Origin of the sequence: Streptomyces sp. NBC_00005 (assembly GCF_045160215.1) — a bacterium.
Taxonomy (GTDB): domain Bacteria; phylum Actinomycetota; class Actinomycetes; order Streptomycetales; family Streptomycetaceae; genus Streptomyces.
The window spans coordinates 8,979,394-9,000,613 of the sequence record NZ_CP108316.1 but is presented as its reverse complement, the minus strand read 5'-3'; the positions used below and the strand labels follow the sequence as shown (position 1 = coordinate 9,000,613).

Annotated in this window: 15 protein-coding genes; 7 read left to right on the top strand and 8 right to left on the bottom strand. The window is 70.2% G+C overall.

Going from position 1 to position 21,220, the window contains the following annotated elements:
- Positions 1-383: 383 nt before the first annotated feature.
- Positions 384-2,351 carry an acetoacetate--CoA ligase gene (locus tag OG303_RS41075; protein WP_405874985.1) on the bottom strand — a complete coding sequence of 656 codons (1,968 nt, stop codon included), beginning with the start codon at positions 2,349-2,351 and terminating at the stop codon, positions 384-386.
- Between the two features lie 214 nt (positions 2,352-2,565).
- On the opposite strand from OG303_RS41075, the gene OG303_RS41070 reads away from it, so the two are divergent.
- The gene (locus OG303_RS41070; RefSeq protein WP_405874984.1) at positions 2,566-4,932 is read left to right on the top strand and encodes a glycoside hydrolase family 31 protein; all 2,367 of its coding nucleotides are present in this window, start codon (positions 2,566-2,568) and stop codon (positions 4,930-4,932) included.
- A 1-nt stretch (position 4,933) separates the two neighbouring features.
- On the opposite strand, the gene OG303_RS41065 is transcribed toward OG303_RS41070, so the two are convergent.
- Together OG303_RS41065 and OG303_RS41060 are read right to left on the bottom strand one after the other, a co-directional pair.
- A complete protein-coding gene (locus tag OG303_RS41065; protein ID WP_405874983.1) occupies positions 4,934-5,470 on the bottom strand; it encodes an NUDIX domain-containing protein in 537 nt (178 codons plus the stop codon).
- Positions 5,471-5,517: 47 nt separating this feature from the next.
- Complete coding sequence (locus OG303_RS41060; RefSeq protein WP_405874982.1) at positions 5,518-6,333, bottom strand: M15 family metallopeptidase; 816 nt, start codon at positions 6,331-6,333, stop codon at positions 5,518-5,520.
- A 246-nt stretch (positions 6,334-6,579) separates the two neighbouring features.
- Between OG303_RS41060 and OG303_RS41055 the strand changes: the two genes are divergently transcribed.
- The 5 genes from OG303_RS41055 (at position 6,580) to glpK (ending at position 12,101) form a co-directional block, all read left to right on the top strand.
- Positions 6,580-7,005, top strand: a complete 426-nt coding sequence (locus OG303_RS41055; RefSeq protein ID WP_405877724.1) for a Zn-ribbon domain-containing OB-fold protein — start codon at positions 6,580-6,582, stop codon at positions 7,003-7,005.
- The gene (locus OG303_RS41050) at positions 7,002-8,192 is read left to right on the top strand and encodes a lipid-transfer protein (protein WP_405874981.1); all 1,191 of its coding nucleotides are present in this window, start codon (positions 7,002-7,004) and stop codon (positions 8,190-8,192) included. Before OG303_RS41055 ends, OG303_RS41050 begins: the two co-directional genes overlap by 4 nt.
- Before the next feature lie 172 nt (positions 8,193-8,364).
- The gene (locus OG303_RS41045) at positions 8,365-10,017 is read left to right on the top strand and encodes an EAL domain-containing protein (RefSeq protein ID WP_405874980.1); all 1,653 of its coding nucleotides are present in this window, start codon (positions 8,365-8,367) and stop codon (positions 10,015-10,017) included.
- A gap of 335 nt (positions 10,018-10,352) precedes the next feature.
- Entirely contained in the window at positions 10,353-10,550 is a 198-nt protein-coding gene (locus tag OG303_RS41040) for a hypothetical protein (RefSeq protein WP_405874979.1), read from the top strand.
- Positions 10,551-10,589: 39 nt separating this feature from the next.
- Positions 10,590-12,101, top strand: coding sequence for a glycerol kinase GlpK (gene glpK, locus OG303_RS41035; RefSeq protein WP_405874978.1), 1,512 nt, complete (start codon positions 10,590-10,592; stop codon positions 12,099-12,101).
- A 74-nt stretch (positions 12,102-12,175) separates the two neighbouring features.
- On the opposite strand, the gene OG303_RS41030 is transcribed toward glpK, so the two are convergent.
- Genes OG303_RS41030 through OG303_RS41010 form a run of 5 tightly spaced genes read right to left on the bottom strand, consistent with a single transcriptional unit; the run spans position 12,176 to position 20,188 of the window.
- Positions 12,176-12,781: a GTP-binding protein gene (locus OG303_RS41030; protein ID WP_405874977.1), complete on the bottom strand. Its 606-nt coding sequence runs from the start codon at positions 12,779-12,781 to the stop codon at positions 12,176-12,178.
- The gene (locus OG303_RS41025) at positions 12,762-16,391 is read right to left on the bottom strand and encodes a hydantoinase B/oxoprolinase family protein (protein ID WP_405874976.1); all 3,630 of its coding nucleotides are present in this window, start codon (positions 16,389-16,391) and stop codon (positions 12,762-12,764) included. Before OG303_RS41025 ends, OG303_RS41030 begins: the two co-directional genes overlap by 20 nt.
- Before the next feature lie 24 nt (positions 16,392-16,415).
- On the bottom strand, positions 16,416-16,811 hold the full coding sequence (locus OG303_RS41020; protein WP_405874975.1) for a DUF742 domain-containing protein: 396 nt from the start codon (positions 16,809-16,811) through the stop codon (positions 16,416-16,418).
- Positions 16,812-16,820: 9 nt separating this feature from the next.
- On the bottom strand, positions 16,821-17,258 hold the full coding sequence (locus OG303_RS41015; protein ID WP_405874974.1) for a roadblock/LC7 domain-containing protein: 438 nt from the start codon (positions 17,256-17,258) through the stop codon (positions 16,821-16,823).
- Positions 17,255-20,188, bottom strand: coding sequence for a nitrate- and nitrite sensing domain-containing protein (locus OG303_RS41010; RefSeq protein WP_405877722.1), 2,934 nt, complete (start codon positions 20,186-20,188; stop codon positions 17,255-17,257). Before OG303_RS41010 ends, OG303_RS41015 begins: the two co-directional genes overlap by 4 nt.
- A gap of 419 nt (positions 20,189-20,607) precedes the next feature.
- On the opposite strand from OG303_RS41010, the gene OG303_RS41005 reads away from it, so the two are divergent.
- Positions 20,608-21,213: a hypothetical protein gene (locus OG303_RS41005; RefSeq protein WP_405874973.1), complete on the top strand. Its 606-nt coding sequence runs from the start codon at positions 20,608-20,610 to the stop codon at positions 21,211-21,213.
- The last annotated feature ends 7 nt before the right edge of the window (positions 21,214-21,220 follow it).

Here is a 21,220-nt window from a genome sequence, read left to right as displayed (position 1 = left end):
CTGAAACGTACAGGTCAGAGCGATGGAAGCGCTGGAGCATGACCAGCCGACCGGGCCGGTGGCGCCTGTCGCAGTGACGGCGAGTGGTCCGGTAGCTGCGCTAGGAGCGCTGGGTCCGGCCGGGCCTGCCGGGTAGGCCGACCTTGAATACAGCGTCGCCGAGTAGGTGGACGGTTTCGGCAGTGACGCAGGCAAGCCAGCAAGCGAAAATCCGGGCGTGACCGCACTTGCCTTGTGAGGAAGGTCAAGGGGGCCAGTGGCGCAGGAGTTGGACGGCTAGCAGGACGCGGGCGAGACATGGTCGGCCGGCGCGACGCGGGCGGCCCCGGCTTCGCCGCAGTGCTCGGTGAGTCCGAGGCCGCTTGCGGTGGTTGAGAGCCCGGTCAGGCGCGCTTGCGGGCGAGGTCCTCGTAGAAGTGCAGCAGGTCCAGGTTGTCGATGGAGCCCGGGTTGACGGCCTTTTCCAGTGGGGTGCCCTGGAGGAGGCGCTTGACCGGGACCTCGATGCGTTTTCCGGTGAGGGTGTGCGGGATGCCGGGCACCTCGATGATCTCGTCGGGGACGTGGCGCGGTGAGAGCTGTTCTCGGATGGTCTGCTTGATGCGGCCCAGCAGGGCCTCGTCCAGGGCGGCGCCGGGGGCCAGGTGCACGAAGAGGGGCATCCAGTAGCCGCCGTCGGGCTGTTCGATGCCGATGACGAGGGATTCCCTGATCTCGGGGATGCGCTCGACGGCTTCGTAGATGTCGGCCGAGCCCATGCGGACGCCCTGGCGGTTGAGCGTCGAGTCGGAGCGGCCGTGGATGACGACGGAGCCGCGGGAGGTGACGGTGATCCAGTCGCCGTGACGCCACACGCCAGGGTAGGTGTCGAAGTAACTGTCGTGGTAGCGACTGCCGTCGAGGTCGTTCCAGAAGTGGATCGGCATCGACGGCATGGGGTTGGTGACCACCAGCTCGCCGACCTCGTCGATCACGGGCTTGCCGCTCGGGTCCCAGGACTGCAGGTCGGTGCCGAGGCCGGGTGCCTGGAGCTCGCCGACATACACCGGGAGGGTCGGTACTGCTCCTGCGAAGCAGGAGCACACATCCGTGCCGCCGCTGACGGACGCGATCCACAGATCGTCACGCACCTCGTCGTGCAGCCAGCGGAACCCATCGGGGGGCAGCGGAGATCCGGTGGTGGCGACGCACTGCACCCGGGAGAGGTCGAAGTCGCGGGACGGGTGGACGCCGGCCTTGCGGCAGGCCATGACGTACGCCGCCGAGGTGCCGTAGAGGGTGGCTCCGGTCCGTTCGGCGATGCGCCACTGGGCGCCCGTGTCCGGGAAACCGGGGCTGCCGTCGTAGAGCACGATCGTCGTCCCGGTGAGGAGGCCGGAGACGAGGAAGTTCCACATCATCCAGCCGGTCGACGTGTACCAGAAGAAACGGTCCTCGGGGCCCAGGTCGCAGTGCAGGCCGAGCTGTTTGAGGTGCTCGACCAGGATGCCGCCCTGGGACTGGACGATGGCCTTGGGGAGGCCGGTCGTGCCCGAGGAGTAGAGCACCCAGAGAGGGTGGTCGAAGGGGACCTGCTCGAAGACGGGCTCCGCCGCCGCGCTCGTCAGGGCCGACCACTCCACCGCGCCTTCGGGGGCCTCGCTGCCGAGGACGGGGATGTGAACGACGGCACGCAGCGTGGGCAGTTCGCGGCGCAGTTCGGCGACGATGTCGCGGCGGTCGTGCTCCTTGCCGCCGTAGCGGTAGCCGTCGACGGCGAACAGGACGACCGGTTCGACCTGCTGGAATCGGTCCAGGACGCTGCGGGCGCCGAAGTCGGGGGCGCAGGACGTCCAGACACCGCCCACGGCGGCCGTGGCGAGGAAGGCGGCGACGGCCTGGGGGATGTTCGGGAGGTAGCCGCTGACGCGGTCTCCGGGGCGTACGCCGAGGGCGCGCAGCTCGGCGGCCAGGGAGCCGACCTGGCGGCGCAGCTCGGACCAGGTCACCGGGCGCGGCTCGTGTGTCTCGTCCACGCACAGGAGGGCCGGTTCGTCCGCGCGGGTCGAGGCCGCGCGCAGGGCGTGCTCGGCGTAGTTCAGCGTCGCACCGGGGAACCACTGGGCACCCGGCATCGAGCGGTCGCCGAGTACGCACGCGTAGGGTGTCGAAAACCGTACGTCGAACCACTGCGTGACGGCTTTCCAGAACGTGTCCAGTTCGTCGACGGACCAGCGGTGCAGAGCCGCATAGCCGCCTTCGGCCGGGGCACCGTGGTGTTCGGCCGCCCAGCTCTGGAACTTTGTGACCTGCGCCTGGGCGATGCGTTCCGGATCTGGCTGCCAGAGCGGCTGGGGGTTCACGATCGACATGGGGCGGCTCCCGGACTGTGCGCGTCGTGTGCGTCGGGCGCGCACGTGCTGGGGGTGTGCGCGTGACGCGGCTGACACGGACGATGCCATGTGATCGACTTCCACACCAGGGCGCGCCCCACATAGTCCGTGTCGTGAAGATGTGGTCCCGGCACGGGTGAACGGAAGTTGAACGACACGCACGCGTGGGGCGGTCAATGGCAGGGTGAGCAGCATGGACGGTCGTGACCTGGTGCGTTCGATAAGGGCTGTCGGTTCTGCGGGGGCGGCCCAGAGGTTGCGTACCGTGCGAGCCGCATGGCGCAGGAGGCGTGCGGACGCCTCCGCGCTGCCGTCGCGAGGCGCCGAGCGCGCGCGGGTGCCCGGGCCCGTGCAGGAGGTGGAGCCCGGTCCGGGTGGTGGCATCCTCCGGTTCAGCCGGTCCGAGCTGCGCATCATCGTGGCTGTCAACGGAGCCGTCTTCTGGGGCTGGGACGGGGCCTCTCCCGAGCCGTCGTACGCGCTCGCGGGCCGCTGCCCGGAGCCGGATCCCCGAGCCGTGCTGGAGCCGGACAAGGACGGTGGCTGGCGCGTTGTGGCCGAGCGGGTGACGGTCGTCGTCTCGCGGCACGGGGCGGTCGAGGTGCGTACGCCCGGAGGTGTGACCCTGCGCCGCGATCTGCCGCCCCGGTGGTGGGAGCCGGCCGGGGGTGGTGCCGCGCGCTGGATGCAGCGGTCCGAGGTGGCGGCGGACGCGCGGTTCTTCGGGCTCGGCGGCCGGGCATCAGGCCCGCGGCTGCGCGAGGGAACGTACCGCTTGTGGAACACGGACCCGGGCCGGGCGTTCGGCCCCGGGGACGACCCGCTGTACATCACGATGCCGGTGCAGCTGGTGGTGGCCGATGCCGCGACGCATCTGATGTTCCACGACACCTCGTGGGACGGCACGGTGACCCTGCGGGAGGGCGAGGAGGGCGCGGGTTCCGGGCACGACAGGGCGGGGACGTGCGAACTGCGGATGGACGGCGGTCCGTTGCGCTGCTGGGTGATGGTGGGCACCCCCGCGCGCGTGCTGCTTGCCTGGGCGTCGCTGACGGGTGCCCCTGCGCTCCCACCAGCGTGGGCGCTTGGTTATCACCACGCGCGCTGGGGCTTCGGCAGTGAGCAGGAGGTGCGGCGGATCGTCTCGGGCTATCAGGAGCGGGGGCTGCCTCTCGACGCCGTCCATCTGGACATCGACCACTACGACGAGCATCAGGTGTTCACCGTCGACCACGAGCAGTTCCCCAAGCTGCCGGTACTGGCCGAGGAGTTGCGGCGGGACGGGATCCGGCTGGTGTCGATCGTCGATCCTGCGGTCAGGGCCGCTGACGGCAACACGGTGTACGACAGCGGGGCAGCCCAGGACGCGTTCGTGCGGGACGCCTCGGGGCAGCTCGTGCAGGGGGTCGCGTGGCCCGGGGAGGCCGTGTTCCCGGACTTCACGCACGCCCGTGTGCGTGAGTGGTGGGGAGGCCTGTACGAGGAGCGACTCGCCCAGGGGTTCTCGGGCTTTTGGCACGACATGAACGAACCCACCTCTTTCACCGCCTTCGGGGAGTCGACGCTGCCGCGTTCCGCCAGGCACTCGTTGGAAGGACGGGGCGGGGACCACCGCGAGGCGCACAACGTCTACGCGCTGTGCATGGCCAGGGCTGGCTATGAGGGGCTGCGCGAACTGGCTCCCAAGGAACGGCCGTTCATTTTCTCGCGCTCCGGTTGGGCCGGCATGCAGCGCTACGGGGGCACGTGGTCCGGTGACGTGGCCACGGGCTGGCCCGGACTTCGGGCCTCGCTGCCACTGGTCATGGGGCTCGGGTTGTGCGGGGTGCCGTATTCGGGGCCGGACGTGGGCGGCTTCGACGGGAGTCCGTCACCCGAGCTGTATCTGCGATGGCTCCAACTGGGTGCGTACCTGCCGCTGTTCCGCACGCACGCGAGTCTGCGGGCAGGGCGCAGGGAGCCCTGGGAGTTCGGTACCGAGGTGCTGGAGCACGCGCGCGTGGCACTCGTCGAACGCCGGCGGCTGCTGCCGTACTTCATGATGCTCGCGCATCTGGCCCGGCGCACGGGAGCGCCCTATGTGCGGCCGCTGTGGTGGGCGGCACCCGAGGACCGTGCGCTGCGCGACTGCGAGGACGCCTTCATGCTGGGCGACTGCTTGCTCGTGGCGCCGGTACTCGACCCGGGCGCGAACCGGCGGGCGGTGCAGCTGCCCCGGGGACGCTGGTACGACACGGTGACGGAGCAGGTGTACGAGGGGCCGGCTCAGGTGCTCCTCGACGCCCCCTTGTCGCGGATTCCGGTGCTGGCACGCGCGGGTGCCGTCGTCCCCGTACGCGGGGACGACGGCGGGTTGGAGCTGGAGGTGTGGGCGCCTGCCCGGGGACGGACGGGGGGTGGACTCGTGGTGCAGGACGCGGGTGACGGCTGGGACGAGCCGGAACTCGAGCGTTACGTCGCCCGTTGGATGGGACGGCGGCTGGTGGTCGAGCGGGAAGGCGAGGGCGGCATGAGTGAGCCGCCCTACCCGGTGCGCGTGCGGGGTCTGAAGGAGGCCTGACTCAGAGGTACCGGCCTTCGAACCAGGCGCGCACGGCCAGCGTGTGCAGGGGGAAGGCGAGCTCCTCCGGCCTGCGCAGGAGGTGCCAGCCCTCCGTCTCGTCCGTGGCGGCGGACGGCGGGAGGCCCTCGGCCGGGCGCTCCGGGAGGACGCCCAACAGCAGCAGATGTCCGTCGGGGGAGCTCAGGGCGTCGACGAGCCGTACGTCGCGGCTGGCCGCATCGATACCGGTCTCTTCCTTGAGCTCCCGGACGACGGCGTGCCGCCAGTCCTCGCGGTCGTCGACGTAACCGCCGGGCAACGCGATGCCCCCGCGCGCGGGGGCGACGGTTCGGGTGATGACGACCAGGGCAGTGCCCTTCGTGTCGTACACGGGCTGGAGCGCGATCGCCACCGGCAGCGGGTTGCGGTAGGCCACGGCGCGGCAGGCCGGACAGGTGCGGGGCCAGCCGGAGACGCCCTCTCCGTAGGGCGCTCCGCAGCTCGAACAGTGGGAGTCGGGCGCGGAGTTGGGGATGGAGGCTTGAGTTTCGGACACGAAGCGGAATGTATCCGATCACTGGAAGGGCGTCTTCCGGGGGCTGTTCAGCGGCGGCCGGTGAGCGATTTCCAGGACACGGGGAAGTCGAAGTAGGTGTCCGGGTAGGGCTCGGGCTTGTATGTGTAGTGCCACCATTCCTCGGCGAGATTCACGAAACCGAGACCCTCGAGGGTGCTCTTGAGGAGCAACCTGTTGGCGCGCTGTTCGCCCTGGATACGCGGGTCGAGGGTGTGGGCGAGCGTGTCGAAGCAGTCGAACCCTGTGCCCATGTCCACGGAGTTGTCGGGGAAGCGCTCGTCCTTGGGCGCGTAGCAGGGCACGAGGCGCTCCCCGGGGTGGTACGGCCGGGTCGGCTTCGCGGGGAGCTTCACGATGGTGAGGTCCATGGTCGAGCCGCGGCTGTGGCCGGATTTCTCCGCGATGTAACCGTCCTCGAACAGACGGGTCTTGTCGACGTTCGGGTAGAACTCGCCCTTCATCGCCTGGTCGTCGAGGTCCTCGGCCCAGCGGACGAAGTGGTCCACGGCGCGCTGCGGCCGGTAGCAGTCGTAGACCTTGAGGGTGTAGCCCTTGCGCAGCAGCCTCAGCTGGGCCTTGTGGAGCGCTTCGGCGGCCGGCCGGGTGAGGATGCAGAGCGGCTGCTGATAGCCGTCGATGCGCTCGCCGACGAAGTTGTGCGGGGTGAAGTAGCGCATCTCCTGGATGATCGTCGGGTCCACGGTTCTCAGGGCCACGAAGTCCTTTGGCGCATTGGGCTCCGTCTTCGCCTGGGCGGTGGCGGTAGCGGTGCCGGCGGTCACGGCCAGCAGGGCGGCGAGTGCGGTGATCAGACCGCGTACTGCGCTGGAGAGACGTGTCATGTCTCCTGCATCTATCAGTTGGGAGTTCCGCGCGGGAAGCGATCGGATGCAGTTCACCTCAGATGCAAGTAGGGACGACCGGAACCACCCCCGTGGGCCCCGGCCGTCCCTACCGTTACGACGACGCAGCAAGGGGCTGTCCGGTTCGATCGAACGCCCTGCCCATTTCCCGATGCCCGTGGCAGACTTCTGACGTTCCGTCAGATTCCGTAGTGGGGAGGGGCTTTGTCGCGTACACGCACGCCTGTGGTCGACCGGTGGTTCGCCGGCGACGGGGACGACTTCAGACTCCTCGGCACGCGCTGCGCGGCGTGCTCCTCGGTCTTCTTTCCCCGTGAGGACGCCCACTGCCGCAATCCCGGATGTCCCGGCGGAGACCTGGAGGAGGTGCCCCTCTCGCGGCGTGGGCGCGTTTGGTCGTACACGGACAGCCGGTATCGACCTCCGTCACCCTATGTGACCGATCCGGAACTTCCCTGGGAGCCTTACGCGTTGATCGCTGTGGAGCTGGAGTCCGAGCGGATCGTGGTGCTGGGGCAGGCGGCTCCGGGGGTCACCGTCGCCGATCTGGCGGTGGGCATGGAGGTGAAGGTCGTCCCCGGAGTGCTCCATGAGGACGCGGAGACGATCTGGACGACCTGGCACTGGCGGCCGACGGGGGTGAGGGCATGACGGGTGACGTGGCGGTGCTCGGCGCGGGCATGCACCCGTGGGGCAAGTGGGGGCGCAGTTTCGTCGAGTACGGGACCGCGGCGGCCCGTGCGGCGCTCGCCGACGCCGGGCTGGAGTGGCGGGACGTCGGCTCGGTCGTCGGCGCGGACACCGTGCGCGGCGGCTATCCGGGATATGTGGCCGGTGCGACGTTCGCAAAGGCGCTGGGCTGGCAGGGGGCCCGGGTGGCGAGCGTGTACGCGGCGTGCGCGTCCGGAGCGCAGGCCGTCAACACCGCGCGGGCGCAGATCCTTTCGGGCCTCGCGGACGTGGTGCTGGTGGTGGGCGCGGACGCGGCACCCAAGGGGTTCTTCCGGCCGGCGGGCGGAGACCGGCCCGACGATCCGGACTGGCTGCGCTTCCGGGTTCTGGGAGCGACCAATCCCACGTACTTCGGGCTGTACGCGCGCCGCCGCATGGCCGTGCACGGCGACACAGTGGAGGACTTCGCACAGGTCAAGGTGAAGAACTCGGCGCTGGGGGCGCTCAATCCGAACGCGCGCTACCGCAAGCGGGTCACGGCCGAGGACGTCGCCGCCTCTGCCGTGGTGGCCGATCCGCTGCGACTGCTCGACATCTGCGCGACGTCGGACGGAGGCGCGGCCCTGGTGCTGTCCAGCATGGAGTTCGCCCGTCGGCACGCGACAAGCAGGCCCGTGCGGATCCGGGCGGTGTCCACGGTGACGCCGCGTTACCCCAACACGGTGCTGGATCTGCCGGACATCGCGACGGACTCGGCAGTGGCGGCGGAGCCTGCCGCCGACACGTTCCGCGCGTCGATAGCGCGGGCGGCCTACGAGGAGGCGGGCCTCGGGCCGGACGACCTCTCCCTCGCAGAGGTATACGACCTGTCCACCGCCCTCGAGTTGCAGTGGTACGAAGATCTGGGACTGTGCGGGCAGGGCGAGGGCGCCAAGCTGCTACGGGAGGGGGCGACGACCCTGGGCGGGCGAATACCGGTGAACGTGAGCGGTGGGCTGGCCTCCTTCGGTGAGGCGGTTCCGGCTCAGGCGATCGCTCAAGTCTGCGAGCTGACCTGGCAGTTGAGAGAGGAGGCGGGTGAACGGCAGGTCGCGGGCGCGCGCGTGGGGATCACGGCGAACCAGGGGTTGTTCGGACACGGGTCGGCAGTGATCGCCTTCCGGTGAGGCGCGGGCCGTCATCGTGGCCGGGCCGGCGGAGCCGTAGCGCAGCATGAGCCCTCTCCCCCGAGCATGCGATGCAAGCCCTTTCTCGTACGCTGCGTGATCAACCAGGAATCCTGCGTGAACGTCTCATGAACTGGGCCTGGGCGTGCGCCGGCGGGGTCATCATGCTGCCGTGCACTCCTGGACGGATACTCTCCGCTTCGCCTTCCAACCGGTGGTCAACCTGACCACCGGAGGAGTCGCGGGGCTGGAGATACTCGCTCGCCCGGAGACCGGCGACATCCTGGCCGAGGCCCGTCGGGATCCCGAACTCGACGGCAGGCTGGCGGTGTTGGCGCTCCGTGCGGCGGCTCGCAAGGAGACGCTGCTGCCGCTGCACGTCAACGTGTTCGCGGGCACCCTCGCCGACCTCGGCGGCCTCACCCCGCTGCACGCCGCCGTGCGCGAGGCGGGACGGCTGCCGTGGGAGGTGACGATCGACATCGGGCCGCCGTACACGCACGTCCCCCAGCAGGCGCTGCTGGAGGCGGTGCGCGCACTGCGGGACCAGGGCTTCCGGATCAGCGCGGACGGCGTCGGGGACGGGGACCTACCCCTGCGGCTGCTCACCGACATGGAGCCCGACCTGGTGAAACTGGACGCGTCGCTGCTGGCGCGGCCTGCGGCGGTCAAGGCCATGCGGACGCTGTGCGACCAGTTGGGAGCGCTCCTGTCCGTCGAGGGCGTGGAGACGGAACTGCAGTGCGCGGCCGCGATCTCGGCCGGTGCCCAGCTGGCCCAGGGCGAGCTGTTCGCACCGCCGGCCCGGCTGCCCGCAGCGGACGTATACGTTCCGCCCCGCTCCCCCGGCGCCGTGACAGCGCCGAGGTCGGGGCCTTCAGTGCGGGAGTTCGTGCGGCCCGCCGCGCTGCTGCCCGCGACCGCCTCGGCCGGTCAGGTGCGGGCGCTGCTGACCGGGTCGCCGGAGGTGTCCGGCGTGCTGCTCGTGGACCCACACGGGCTCCCGCTGCGGTCGGTGCACCGCTCGCGGTTTCTGCTGTCGATGTCGGGGCGCTATGGACATGCGCTGTACGCCGACCGGCCCGCCGCCAAGCTCGGGGATCCCCCACGGACCGTGGGCATCGACGCCACCGCCTGGGAGGTCCTGGACGTGGTGGCCGTCGGCGGCCGCAGCCGCACGTCGGACGATGTGGCGGTGGTGGACCGGCACGGGCGGTGCGTGGGTGTCGTACGGCTCGCCGACCTCGTGCGCGCGCTGGCCGAGAACCGGGTCGAAGAGGCGGCCGGGCTCAATCCGCTTACGCGGCTGCCCGGTTCGGACGCGATCACCGGCGAGGTGGACCGCCGTATCACTGACGGCCGGACCTTCGCGCTCAGCTGGCTGGACGTGGATCACTTCAAGCAGGTCAACGACGGGGCCGGATTCGCGGCGGGTGACGAGCTGATCCGGTCCGTGGGGCGGGCTCTGCAACACGCGGCGTCCGGAAGCACCCGCGTGGGTCACATCGGCGGGGACGACTTCCTGGTGCTCGCCGAACCGGAGTGGCTGGATCCACTGGCCGCCTCGGTGCTGGACGCTCCCTGGTCGGCCGGCGGGCGTCCCGTCACGTTGTCCCTGGCCACCGTCCTGTGCCCGCCGGGCAGTGTGACGGACCACCGGCAGGCCGCCGCCTGTCTGGCGCCGCTCAAGAAGGCCGCGAAATCCCTGCACGGGGCGAGTTGGGTGCTGGGCCGGGCGGGCCTGCCGGGCCACGAGATCCGGCGCGGTTCGGGGACGGCGCCCGCCCAGGCCGGGTGCGCGGTGGCGGAACCCGGCTTAGGCTAATCGTCGTAACCGACCGACCGTCCCTCCTTCGTACGGACACACCGGCGGCTGTCACCGTTGCCGTCGGCGACCTTGACGCTCTGTGGGCGCCGGTGAACACTTCCGGTGTCAGTCGACATCGCCGTACATACACGGTGTATCCAGGCACGCGCCGCGCGGGCCCCGCCTGAAGAACAGGCCCATTCCCCCACGGGCGATTCGGCTGCGACGGCACGCTCGTCACGGACGCCGGGCTGGGCGCGGGACCTCCCGCCTTCGGCTGAAGTCGCCATGGGAAACGCACCCTGCACGGAGGACCGGGGTCGATCGCCCCGGGACAGGGCCTAGGAGCCGCCATGAGCAACGGAGACATCCACGGCGAAGGCCGCGGCTGCGTCGTCACCGGTCCGGCGCTCGGTGGGCCGCCGGGCCACGCCATCCACCCGGCCCGTGACGCGGGACCGTGCTCGGACTGGACGTACATAGGGATCCCGGTGGTCGGACCGCCTGTCGGCGGGGTGCTTTCCGGGCTCATCTTCACAGCAGCCTTCTGATTCGAAGCAGCCTTCCGAAGGAACGACGAAGGGGACGTCATGACGGACAAGTTCGTCGCCGCGATCGACCAGGGCACCACCTCCAGCCGCTGCATCGTCTTCAACCAGGACGGCGCGATCGTCGCCGTCGACCAGCGCGAGCATCGCCAGATCTTCCCGAAGCCCGGCTGGGTGGAGCACGACGCCACCGAGATCTGGTCCAAGGTGCAGGCTGTGGTCGCCGGAGCGATCGCCAAGGCCGGCCTGCGCGCCGACCAGCTCAGCGCGCTCGGTATCACCAACCAGCGCGAGACCACGCTCCTGTGGGACCGCGCGACGGGCAAGCCCGTGCACAACGCCATCGTGTGGCAGGACACCCGCACCGCGGGGCTGGTGAACCAGCTGGGCGGCTCGGACGGGCAGGACCGTTTCCGCGAGCAGACCGGACTGCCGCTGGCCACCTACTTCTCCGGCCCCAAGGCCGCCTGGCTGCTCGACAACGTGCCCGGGCTCAGGGATCGCGCCGAGAACGGTGAGATCGCCTTCGGCACCATGGACTCCTGGCTCATCTGGAACCTGACGGGCGGCACCGACGGCGGACAGCACGTCACCGACGTGACCAACGCCGGGCGCACCATGCTGATGAACCTGGAAACCCTCCAGTGGGACCCGTCCATCCTCTCCGCGATGAACATCCCCGAAGCCGTCCTCCCCGAGATCAAGTCCTCGGCCGAGGTGTACGGCACGGCCGTCGGCCAGCTGGCCGGCGTGCCGGTCGCTTCGGCCCTGGGTGACCAGCAGGCGGCCGTGTTCGGGCAGGCCTGCTACGACGTGGGTACAGCGAAGAACACGTACGGCACGGGCAGCTTCCTCCTGCTCAACACGGGCAACCGGCCGGTGGCCTCGAAGAGCGGGCTGCTGACGACGATGGGTTACAAAATCGGCAGCGAGGCGCCGGTCTACTGCCTGGAGGGGTCGATAGCCATAACGGGCGCCCTCGTCCAATGGTTCCGCGACCAGCTGGGCATCATCCGTGCCGCCGACGACATCGAACCCCTGGCGGCGAGTGTCGACGACAACGGCGGCGCGTACATCGTGCCCGCCTTCTCCGGCCTCTTCGCACCGTACTGGCGCTCCGACGCGCGCGGTGTCATCACGGGCCTCACCCGCTACGTCACCAAGGCGCACCTCGCCCGGGCCGTGCTCGAAGCGACGAGCTGGCAGACGCGCGAAGTCGTGGACGCCATGTACCAGGACTCCGGGGTGCACATCACCACCCTGAAGGTGGACGGCGGCATGACCAAGAACAACCTGCTCATGCAGCACCAGTCAGACGTGCTCGACGTTCCGGTGGTCCGCCCGAAGGTCTCCGAGACCACGTGTCTGGGCGCCGCGTACGCCGCAGGGCTCGCCACCGGCGTGTGGAACGACCTCGACGAGCTGAAGTCCCACTGGCAGAAGGACGTCGAGTGGACACCTTCCATGGAGGCGTCCGTGCGTGACCGCGAGTACCACAACTGGCGCAAGGCCGTGGAGAAGAGCTTCGGCTGGGAGGAAGACGGCGAGAACTAGGCACACGCGCGCGTGCGTGAGCCGTTGGTCGCGGCCCGTACCCCGGTCGGCGGGGGTACGGGCCGTACGGCGGTTCAGGTGGTGATGGTCTGACGGTGGTCGGCCGCGTACGCCATCGCGTGCTGGACCACGCCGATGAGGACCTGCTTGACGGACTCCCGGTCGCGGGCGTCGCACAGCAGAAGCGGTACGTCGTCGTCCAGGTCGAGGGCCTGGCGAACGTCGTCCGCAGGGTAACGGGCCGAGTCCTCGAAACAGTTGACGCCGATGACGAAGGGTATGGAGCGCCGCTCGAAGTAGTCGATGGCGGCGAAGGAGTCCTCCAGGCGGCGGGTGTCGGCAAGCACGACGGCGCCGAGGGCGCCCTCCGAGAGCTCGTCCCACATGAACCAGAACCGCTCTTGCCCGGGCGTGCCGAAGAGGTACAGCACGAGGTTCTCGCGCAGCGTGATGCGACCGAAGTCCATGGCCACGGTGGTGGTGTGCTTGCCTTCCACGCCGCTCGTGTCGTCGATCGGACGGCCGGCCTCGGTGAGCAGTTCCTCGGTGCGCAGCGGCCTGATCTCGCTGACCGCGCCGACGAGGGTGGTCTTGCCCACGCCGAAGCCGCCGGCCACCAGGATCTTGAGCGTGACGGGCTCGACCGGAGGCTTCCCACGCTCAGAACGCCCGAAGATCATCGATCTCTTCTCCTGCTTGATGGGGGTGGGACGACGGCGGGCCGTAGCCTCCGCCGCCGGGGGTTTCGATGACGAGTACGTCGCCGGGGCCGACATCCGCCGAGTCGCTTCCGCCGAGCGCGGTGACCGTGCCGTCCGCGTGCTCCACGCGGTTGGCGCCCAGCGCGCCGGGCTCGCCCCCCGCCATGCCGTACGGCGGGACCCTGCGGTGCTGGGACAGCGTGGAGACCGTCATGGGCTCGTGGAAGCGGATGCGACGCACCGCGCCGTCCCCGCCGTGCCAGCGTCCGGCACCGCCGCTGCCGTAGCGGAGGGCGAACTCGTCGAGCTGTACGGGCAGTCGCCACTCCAGGACCTCGGGGTCGGTGAGCCGCGAGTTGGTCATGTGGGTCTGCACGACGGGCGCGCCGGGGAAGCCCTCGCCCGCGCCGGACCCGGAGGCGACGGTCTCGTAGTACTGGTACCGCTCGTTCCCGAAGGTCACGTTGTTCATGGTCCCGGAGCCCTCGGCCTGGACGCCGAGTGCGGCGTAGAGGGCGCCGGTGATGGCCTGGGAGGTCTCGACGTTGCCTGCGACCACCGCGGCCGGCGGCTCGGGCGCGAGCATGGAGCCGGGCGGCACGACGATGTTCAGGGGGCGCAGACAACCGTCGTTGAGCGGGATGTCGTCGGCGACGAGGGTGCGGAACACGTACAGGACGGCCGCGTTGACCACGGCGAACGGGGCGTTGAAGTTGCTGTCCAGCTGGGGCGACGTGCCCGTGAAGTCGACGGTCGCGGAGCGGTTTTCGCGGTCCACGCGCACGCGTACGCGGATGACGGCGCCCGCGTCGGTCTCGTAGGAGTACTCGCCGTCGTCCATGGCGTCGATGACCCGGCGCACCGCCTCTTCGGCGTTGTCCTGGACGTGCTTCATGTACGCCTGGACTACGTCGAGGCCGAAGTTCCCGATCATGCGGGCGACTTCGTCGACGCCCTTCTGGTTGGCTGCGATCTGGGCGCGCAGGTCGGCGAGGTTGGTCCTGGGGTTGCGCGACGGGTAGGGCGGCTCGGTGAGCAGGCGGAGGGTCTCCTCCTCGCGGAAGCGGCCGTCCTCGGCGAGCAGCCAGTTGTCGAAGAGGATGCCTTCCTCCTCGATGGTGCGGCTGTTCGCGGGCATGGAGCCCGGGGCGATGCCGCCGATCTCGGCGTGGTGGCCGCGGGAGGCGACGTAGAAGAGGATTCGGTCACCCTGCGTGTCGAAGACAGGGGTGATCACGGTGACGTCGGGCAGGTGGGTTCCGCCGTGGTACGGGTCGTTGACGGCGTAGGTGTCGCCGGGCCGCATCGAGGTGCCCCGGCGCTGGATGACTTCCTTGACGCTCGTGCCCATGGAGCCCAGGTGGACGGGGATGTGCGGCGCGTTGGCCACCAGGTTTCCGTCCGGATCGAAGAGGGCGCAGGAGAAGTCGAGGCGCTCTTTGATGTTGACCGACTGGGCCGTGGACTCCAGCCGGGCGCCCATCTGTTCGGCGATCGACATGAAGAGATTGTTGAAGACCTCGAGGAGAACCGGATCGGATTCCGTGTCGAGATCGGAACTCTCCGTAATCGCCGCGCGTTCCATGACCAGATGCCCGTCGTCTCGTGCCACGGCCTGCCAGCCGTCGTCGACGACGGTCGTCGCACTGGCCTCGGTGATGATCGCGGGGCCCGTGACGGTGTCGCCGGGAGGGAGGTCCTCGCGGCGGTGGAGGGGTACGTCGCGCCAGGCGCCGCCGGTGTGGAGGCGGACGGTCACGGGTGCGGCAGGGCTGCCTGTTCGGGCGGCTTCGTAAGGGGCGAGAGCGGAGAGATCGGGGGGTTCTGTGATGCCAGTGGCTTCGATGGAGAGGGCTTCGACGACGACCGGTCGGTCGAGGGTGAAGGAGTACGTGGCGCGATGACGTTCTTCGAAGGTGTGCCGCATCGTGTCGGGCCTGGTCAGCTCGACGATGAGCGTGGTGTCGGTGCCGTCGTAGCGCAGTTGGGCGCGGCGGGTGACCTGGATGTGGTCCTCGGGGACGTCCTCGGCGAGGAGTTCCGACCGGGCCGCAGCCTCCAGGTCGTCGGCCGTCTTGAGGACGGCGGGCATGGACGCGGGCTCAAGGGGTGCCTCGACGGACTGTTCGCGCATGGCGGTGGTGTCGGCGAGCCCGATGCCGAGCGCGGACAGGACGCCGGCCATGGGCGGGACGAGGACGGTGCGGATGCCGAGCGATTCGGCGACCATGCACGCGTGCTGGCCGCCCGCACCACCGAAAGTGGTGAGGGCGTAGCGGGTGACGTCGTGGCCCTTCTGGACGGAGATCCGCTTGACCGCGTTGGCGATGTTGGCGACGGCGATCTGCAGGTAGCCCTCGGCCACCTGCTCGGGCGTGCGGTCGTCTCCGGTACTTCTGCGGATCTCGCGCGTGAGGGCGGCGAAGCGGTCGCGGACGAGGACCGCGTCGAGAGGCTGGTCGCCGTCCGGGCCGAACACCCTGGGAAAGTGGGCGGGTTGGATCCGGCCGAGCATCACGTTGGCGTCGGTGACGGCGAGCGGGCCGCCGCCGCGGTAGCAGGCGGGCCCTGGGTCCGCGCCCGCCGAGTCCGGCCCTACGCGGTAGCGGGATCCGTCGAAGTGGAGGATCGAGCCGCCGCCGGCTGCGACGGTGTGGATGTCCAGCATGGGCGCGCGCAGCCGGACGCCGGCGATCTGCGTGGTGAAGACGCGTTCGTACTCGCCCGCGAAGTGCGAGACGTCGGTGGAGGTGCCGCCCATGTCGAAGCCGATGACACGGTCGAAGCCGGCGAGCTGCGACATGCGGGCCATGCCGACGATGCCGCCGGCGGGCCCGGAGAGGATCGCGTCCTTGCCGCGGAACTGCCCGGCTTCGGCGAGCCCGCCGTTGGACTGCATGAACATCAGCCGCACGCCGTGGAGTTCGTCGGCGACGTGCTGGACGTAGCGGCGCAGCACGGGCGAGAGGTACGCGTCGACGACCGCGGTGTCCCCGCGGGGGACGATCTTCATCAGCGGGCTGACCTCGCTGGACAGCGAGATCTGCGGAAAGCCGATGCGGGCGGCCAGCTCTCCCACGGCCTGCTCGTGGGCGGGGTACAGATGGCTGTGCATGCAGACGACGGCGACGGCGCGGATGCCTTCGTCGTACGCCTCCTGGAGAGGGCCGACGAGAGCGTCGAGGTCGGGGGTGCGAAGGACGGTGCCGTCCGCGGCGATGCGCTCGTCGACCTCCACCACGCGCTCGTGGAGCAGTTCGGGGAGTTCGATGCGTCGGGCGAAGATGTGCGGGCGGTTCTGGTAGGCGATGCGCAGGGCGTCACGGAAGCCTCGGGTGACGACCAGCAGGGTGCGTTCGCCCTTGCGTTCCAGGAGCGCGTTGGTGGCGACCGTCGTCCCCATGCGGACGGCCTCGATGGGGTCCTGGGAGCCGTGGAGCAGTTCGCGTACGCCCGCGACCGCCGCGTCGGAGTAGCGCGCCGGATTCTCCGACAGCAGCTTGTGTGTCAGCAGGCGGCCGTCGGGGCGACGCGCGACGATGTCGGTGAAGGTGCCGCCTCGATCGACCCAGAACTGCCAACCTGCCACGTCAGTACCCCGCTTCCGCGCCGCTCACAGAGCCCGGAGGCCGTTGATCACGTCGCGCAGAATACTCTCGTCCGGCAGTTCGGCAGGGGGTACGGGCCGCGTCACATGGACGAATTCCCCGGCGACGAGGTCTCCGATGAGGACCCGTACCACTCCGATGGGCAGATCGAGTTCCGCGGCGAGCTCGGCGATCGACTGGGGGGCGTCGCGGCACAGATCGACGATGTCCACGTGTTCCGGGGACAGCGTCGAGTCGGCGTCCGGGTCGTCCGCCTGGGGTTCCGTGACAACCACCGCGATCAGGTCGAGGCGGTGCTGGCCCTCACTGGTGGTGCGGCCGCGCGTCATCGCGTACGGACGGACGACCGGTCCGGCTTCGTCGTCGAACCAGTGGCTTCTTCCCTGACCGTCAGCGCTCATGACATCCCACTACCCGTCTGCGGGCAGATCGGTGCGCGGAGCCGCTCCCAGATGCACACCGACCCGCTTCACAAGGAGCGTCATCTCGTACGCGACCTGGCCGACGTCCGAGTCGGCGTCCGAGAGGACGGCGAGGCAGCTGCCGTCGCCGGCGGCCGTCACGAAGAGGAAGGCGTCGTCCAGTTCGACAACGGTCTGCCGGACGTTGCCGGCCTCGAAGTGACGGCCCACGCCCTTGGCGAGGCTGTGGAAGCCGGAGGCGACGGCTGCGAGGTGCTCGCCGTCCTCCCGGGTCAGATCCGTGGACACCCCCGTCGCCAGGCCGTCGCCGGAGAGCACGATGGCCTTGCGGATGCTCGCGACACGATCCACCAGGTCGTCCAGGAGCCAGTTGAGCTCCCCGGACTTGTTGGTCGCGGTGTGGCCGGTCGCCTTCGGTGCGGTCATCGACCGTCCCCCTTTGTCGTTCGTTGTGGTGCTGTGCCGCTGTCGGCGTTGTCGCCTGCGGCGTTCTCGTCGCGGCCGCGCTGCCAGCCGCGCTGGAGCGAGGCCATCCGGCTGCGTACCTCGTCGGCGTCCCGCTCCACGGGCTCCGCACTGTCCTCCGTGCGTCGCTGGGTGCTCTGCTTCAGCTGGGGAGCCAGGTTGGCCTGCCGTACGCGCCGGGGCAGCGGGCCCGTGCCGGGGGCTGCCTCCTGCGGTGCCGTGCCCGGGCGCCGACCGGCGGTGGTGCCTTCGCCGCTCGGTGCGATCGCGGCGGGGCGGCTGCGCATGGGGAGGGCGGGGGGCTGGGAGCTCTCGCCGGGGCCCCGTCGCTCGGCTGCCGGGGATGCGGCACGCTCTCCCGGCCGGTCCGGCCCGCCCGAACCCGGGCGCAGCGGTGAGGCTCCACGCCGGCGGGTCGGCAGCGGTGGTGCGGCCTCCTGGTCGGGTCGGCCCGGATCACGGCCGACCAAAGGCTCCTCTCCCCGACGACGCGACGGCAACGGTGCGGCGGCTTCCGACTCGGGTCGGCCCGGGCCCGTCGACGTCTCCTCGGCGGCGTCCTCGCCCCGTGATCGCTGCTCGCTGACCGGACGTCCGTGCGAGCTGACCAGCTTCGGTGTGCGGCGGCGGGGCAGTGGGACCGGTGCGCCCCTGTCCTCGGCTGCGTCGACGTGGCCCGGTTCGCGGACAGCGGGGTCGTCATGGAGCTGACCGTTGCCGGAGCCGGTCGTCTCGTCCTCCGCGAGGGCGATGGAGCGGCGGGGGCGGAAAATCCCGCCGCGTTCGCTGTCCTCGTCGTCGAGCGCGCCCGGGAAGCCCTCGACGGCGTCGAGGTCGACCGGTGCCTCGAGTTCGACCGGCCCGTCCAGAAGGGCGGCGGGCAGACCGGGAAGCTGCATGGGCATGTGGGAGAGCGCGGCCCGGCGGCTCTCCTCCAGCTCGGCCTCCTTCGTGGGGTGGGGCCGGTCGAGGCGGAAGCCGATGCCGTTCGTGTCCGGGACATCGTCCGTGAGCAGGGCGTCGGGGACGAAGAGGACCGCGGTGGTGCCTCCGTACGGGGACGGCTGCAGGGAGACTCGGACGTTCTGCCGCTGGGCTAGCCGGCTGACCACGAACAGGCCGAGCCGGTCGGTGTCGGACAGCTCGAACTCCGGTGTCTCGGCGAGCCGGAGGTTGGCGTCCAGGAGAGCGTCGGCCGCCATGCCGAGGCCACGGTCGTGGATCTCCAGGGTGAACCCGTTGGCGACCCGCTCCCCCAGGACCTGGACGGCAGTGTGCGGCGGAGAGAACACCGTGGCGTTCTCCAGGAGTTCGGCCACGAGGTGGGTCAGGTCGGCGACGGCGGGACCGGTGACGGCGATCCGCGGCAGACGGCGGACCTCGATGCGTTCGTAGTCCTCGACCTCGGCGACGGCGGCCCGGACGACGTCCATCAGCTGGACTGGTTTGCGCCACTGCCGGGAAGGTGCGGCGCCGGAGAGGATCACAAGGCCCTCGGCATGCCGTCGCATGCGGGTGGTCAGGTGGTCGAGGCGGAACAGATCGGCGAGTTCGTCGGTGTCCTCGGTCCGGCGTTCCATGGTGTCGAGCAGGGTGAGCTGCTTGTGGAGGAGGACCTGGCTGCGGCGGGCGAGGTTGACGAACACCTCGGAGACCCCGGCACGCAGTTCGGCCTGCTTGACGGCGGCCTCGACAGCGGCGCGCTGCAGGGTGTTGAGGGCCTGGCCGACCTCGCCGATCTCGTTCTTGTCGAACTCGAGGCGCGGGACCTCGGTCTCCACATCGACCTGTTCGCCCGCGGACAGGCGCCGCATGACGCTGGGCAGCCGGATGCCGGACGCCTCGTGGGCCTCAAGGCGCAGTTGGCGCAGGTCACGGATGAGAGCACGGCCGACGCGCACGGACAGGAAGAGCGAGAACAGCAGAGCGAGCAGACCGAGGACGCCGGCGATGGCCGCCTTGGCGATGACGCCCATGGCGACCGGGCGGACGCGGTCCTGATAGCGGTCGCTCGCCTGGTCGTTGAGAGTGCGGAGCTCGTCGAGCACGTCCCCGGCGGAGGTGTCCCAGCTCTGCGCGGTGACCTCGCGGGGCGCGCCGGAGCCGGAGGAGAGGGCGGACTCCTCGGCCACGCGCAGCGGGGCGGTGGCGGCGTTCTTCCAGAACTGCTCATAGCGTTCGCGTTCCGAGGACGGCAGCAGCGGCAGGTTGACGTCGTACATCAGACTGCGCTGCGCGACGAGGTCGGAGACGTCTCGGATCTCGTCGCGTGTGAGCTTGCCGACGATCAGGGAGGAGCCGAGGAGGGCGTCCTCGCGGGAGAGCAGTTCGCGGGCGCGGGCGAGGTTGACGAGTGCGCGGTACTGCTTGTCCATCTCGACGTTGTCGACGACGTGGAGGTTGCCGAGCAGGACGTAGCAAGGGTCGACCAGGCTGTTGTAGTGGTCGAGGGCCTGGGCGCGGGTGACGGTGCCCTCCTCCACGCTGCGGCGCAGGGCGTCGATACCGTCGAATGCGTCCAGCACGGCGGTCAGGCGCTCGCCCGTGCCCTCGCCCATCGCGTCGCGGACATCGGGGTTCTTGGCGTTCTGCCGGATCTCGGTGACGGCCTTGTCCGTGGCAGTCCGGCTGCGCCGGAGGTCGGCCAGCCCGTCCGAGGCCCGGGGGTCGGCGAGGTAGACGAGGGTCTGGCGCCGTTCCTGCTGCAGGACGCGGACGGTGTCCTCGATCGGATAGGCGACCTTCTCCACGACGTCCGACACGTTGAACAGATCTTGTGCCTCGCGTCCCGTGAGTACCGTGGCGAAACCCCAGATCGCCGTCAGGGACACCAGCGGCACGAGAAGCAGCGCCACGATCTTCCGGCGGATCGACTTCCCGCGAAAGCGCATGGCCTCCCCCAGCTCGACCCCCATCGACCGGGGGTACACATGTACGTCAACAAACGGCGCGAGCCTACTACCGACGCACAGGTAACTCGAAGAGCCGTCCGGAAGCTGAACTTCCGCGCGGGCCGCGAGACATGGGGAGTTGTCCTGCCATTGGGGGAGATTGCCTCCCTGATTCCTTTGACGACCGCTGCAACCCATCCGACCTGCCCGGCCAGTCAGTTGGCCGGAAATTTACGCTCCTTGGGAATCTTCAGCTCGCCTCGTTCGTCCTTCTCTACGGGAGTTGGGGGCGGAATCGGCCACAGGAGCCGTATCCCGCACCCCGGCGGCGTAAAACAGCGCAAGCCGGGCAACCACTGGGGAGCCGTGCCATCGGGCACGGGGCGAGTGGTCTGCTGGCGGTGGGGAGTGACACGTTGATGGGCACGGCGGAGCGGCGCGAGGCGCCCGGGGACGGCTTGGTGGCGCAGCTGACGGTGCAGCGGGACGCTGAGGCACCGGATCGCGACATTCCAGCAGAAGCGCGTGAGGTGCGGGGCGGACAGGACGTTCCGGCGGGTGCGGCTGACGGGGCAGCGGAGTACGGAGGCACGGCCGAGGCCGTTGCACCGGGTATGGACGAAGCGCAGTCGTCCTACCGGCCGTTGTGGATCGAGGAGTCGGTGCAGCGGCGTCGGATGCCCGATCCTGTGCGTACGGCGGCGGTGAGGGCGGTGATCATCATCGCCGTGACGCTGGTCCAGGCGATGGTGGCCTTCCTGTGCACCATGGCTGGATCCTGGCTGGCCTTCCCCATGGTCATCAGCAGCGTGGTCAGTACGGTCGTGGCCACCTGGGGCGCACTCGACGTCTGGGTGACCCGCCAGGTCTGGAACCAGCGCAACGGCGTGGTGTCGACACCGAGCAGCACCGCCCGGGCCCTGCGCCGCGAGCGACGCCGGGCCCGACGTCAGGCGAGGGCCACCGAGCGGGCGCAGGAGCGGATACGCCGGCGGGGCGGGGCCGGGCAGTTGTCACACTCCTGAGCCGCGC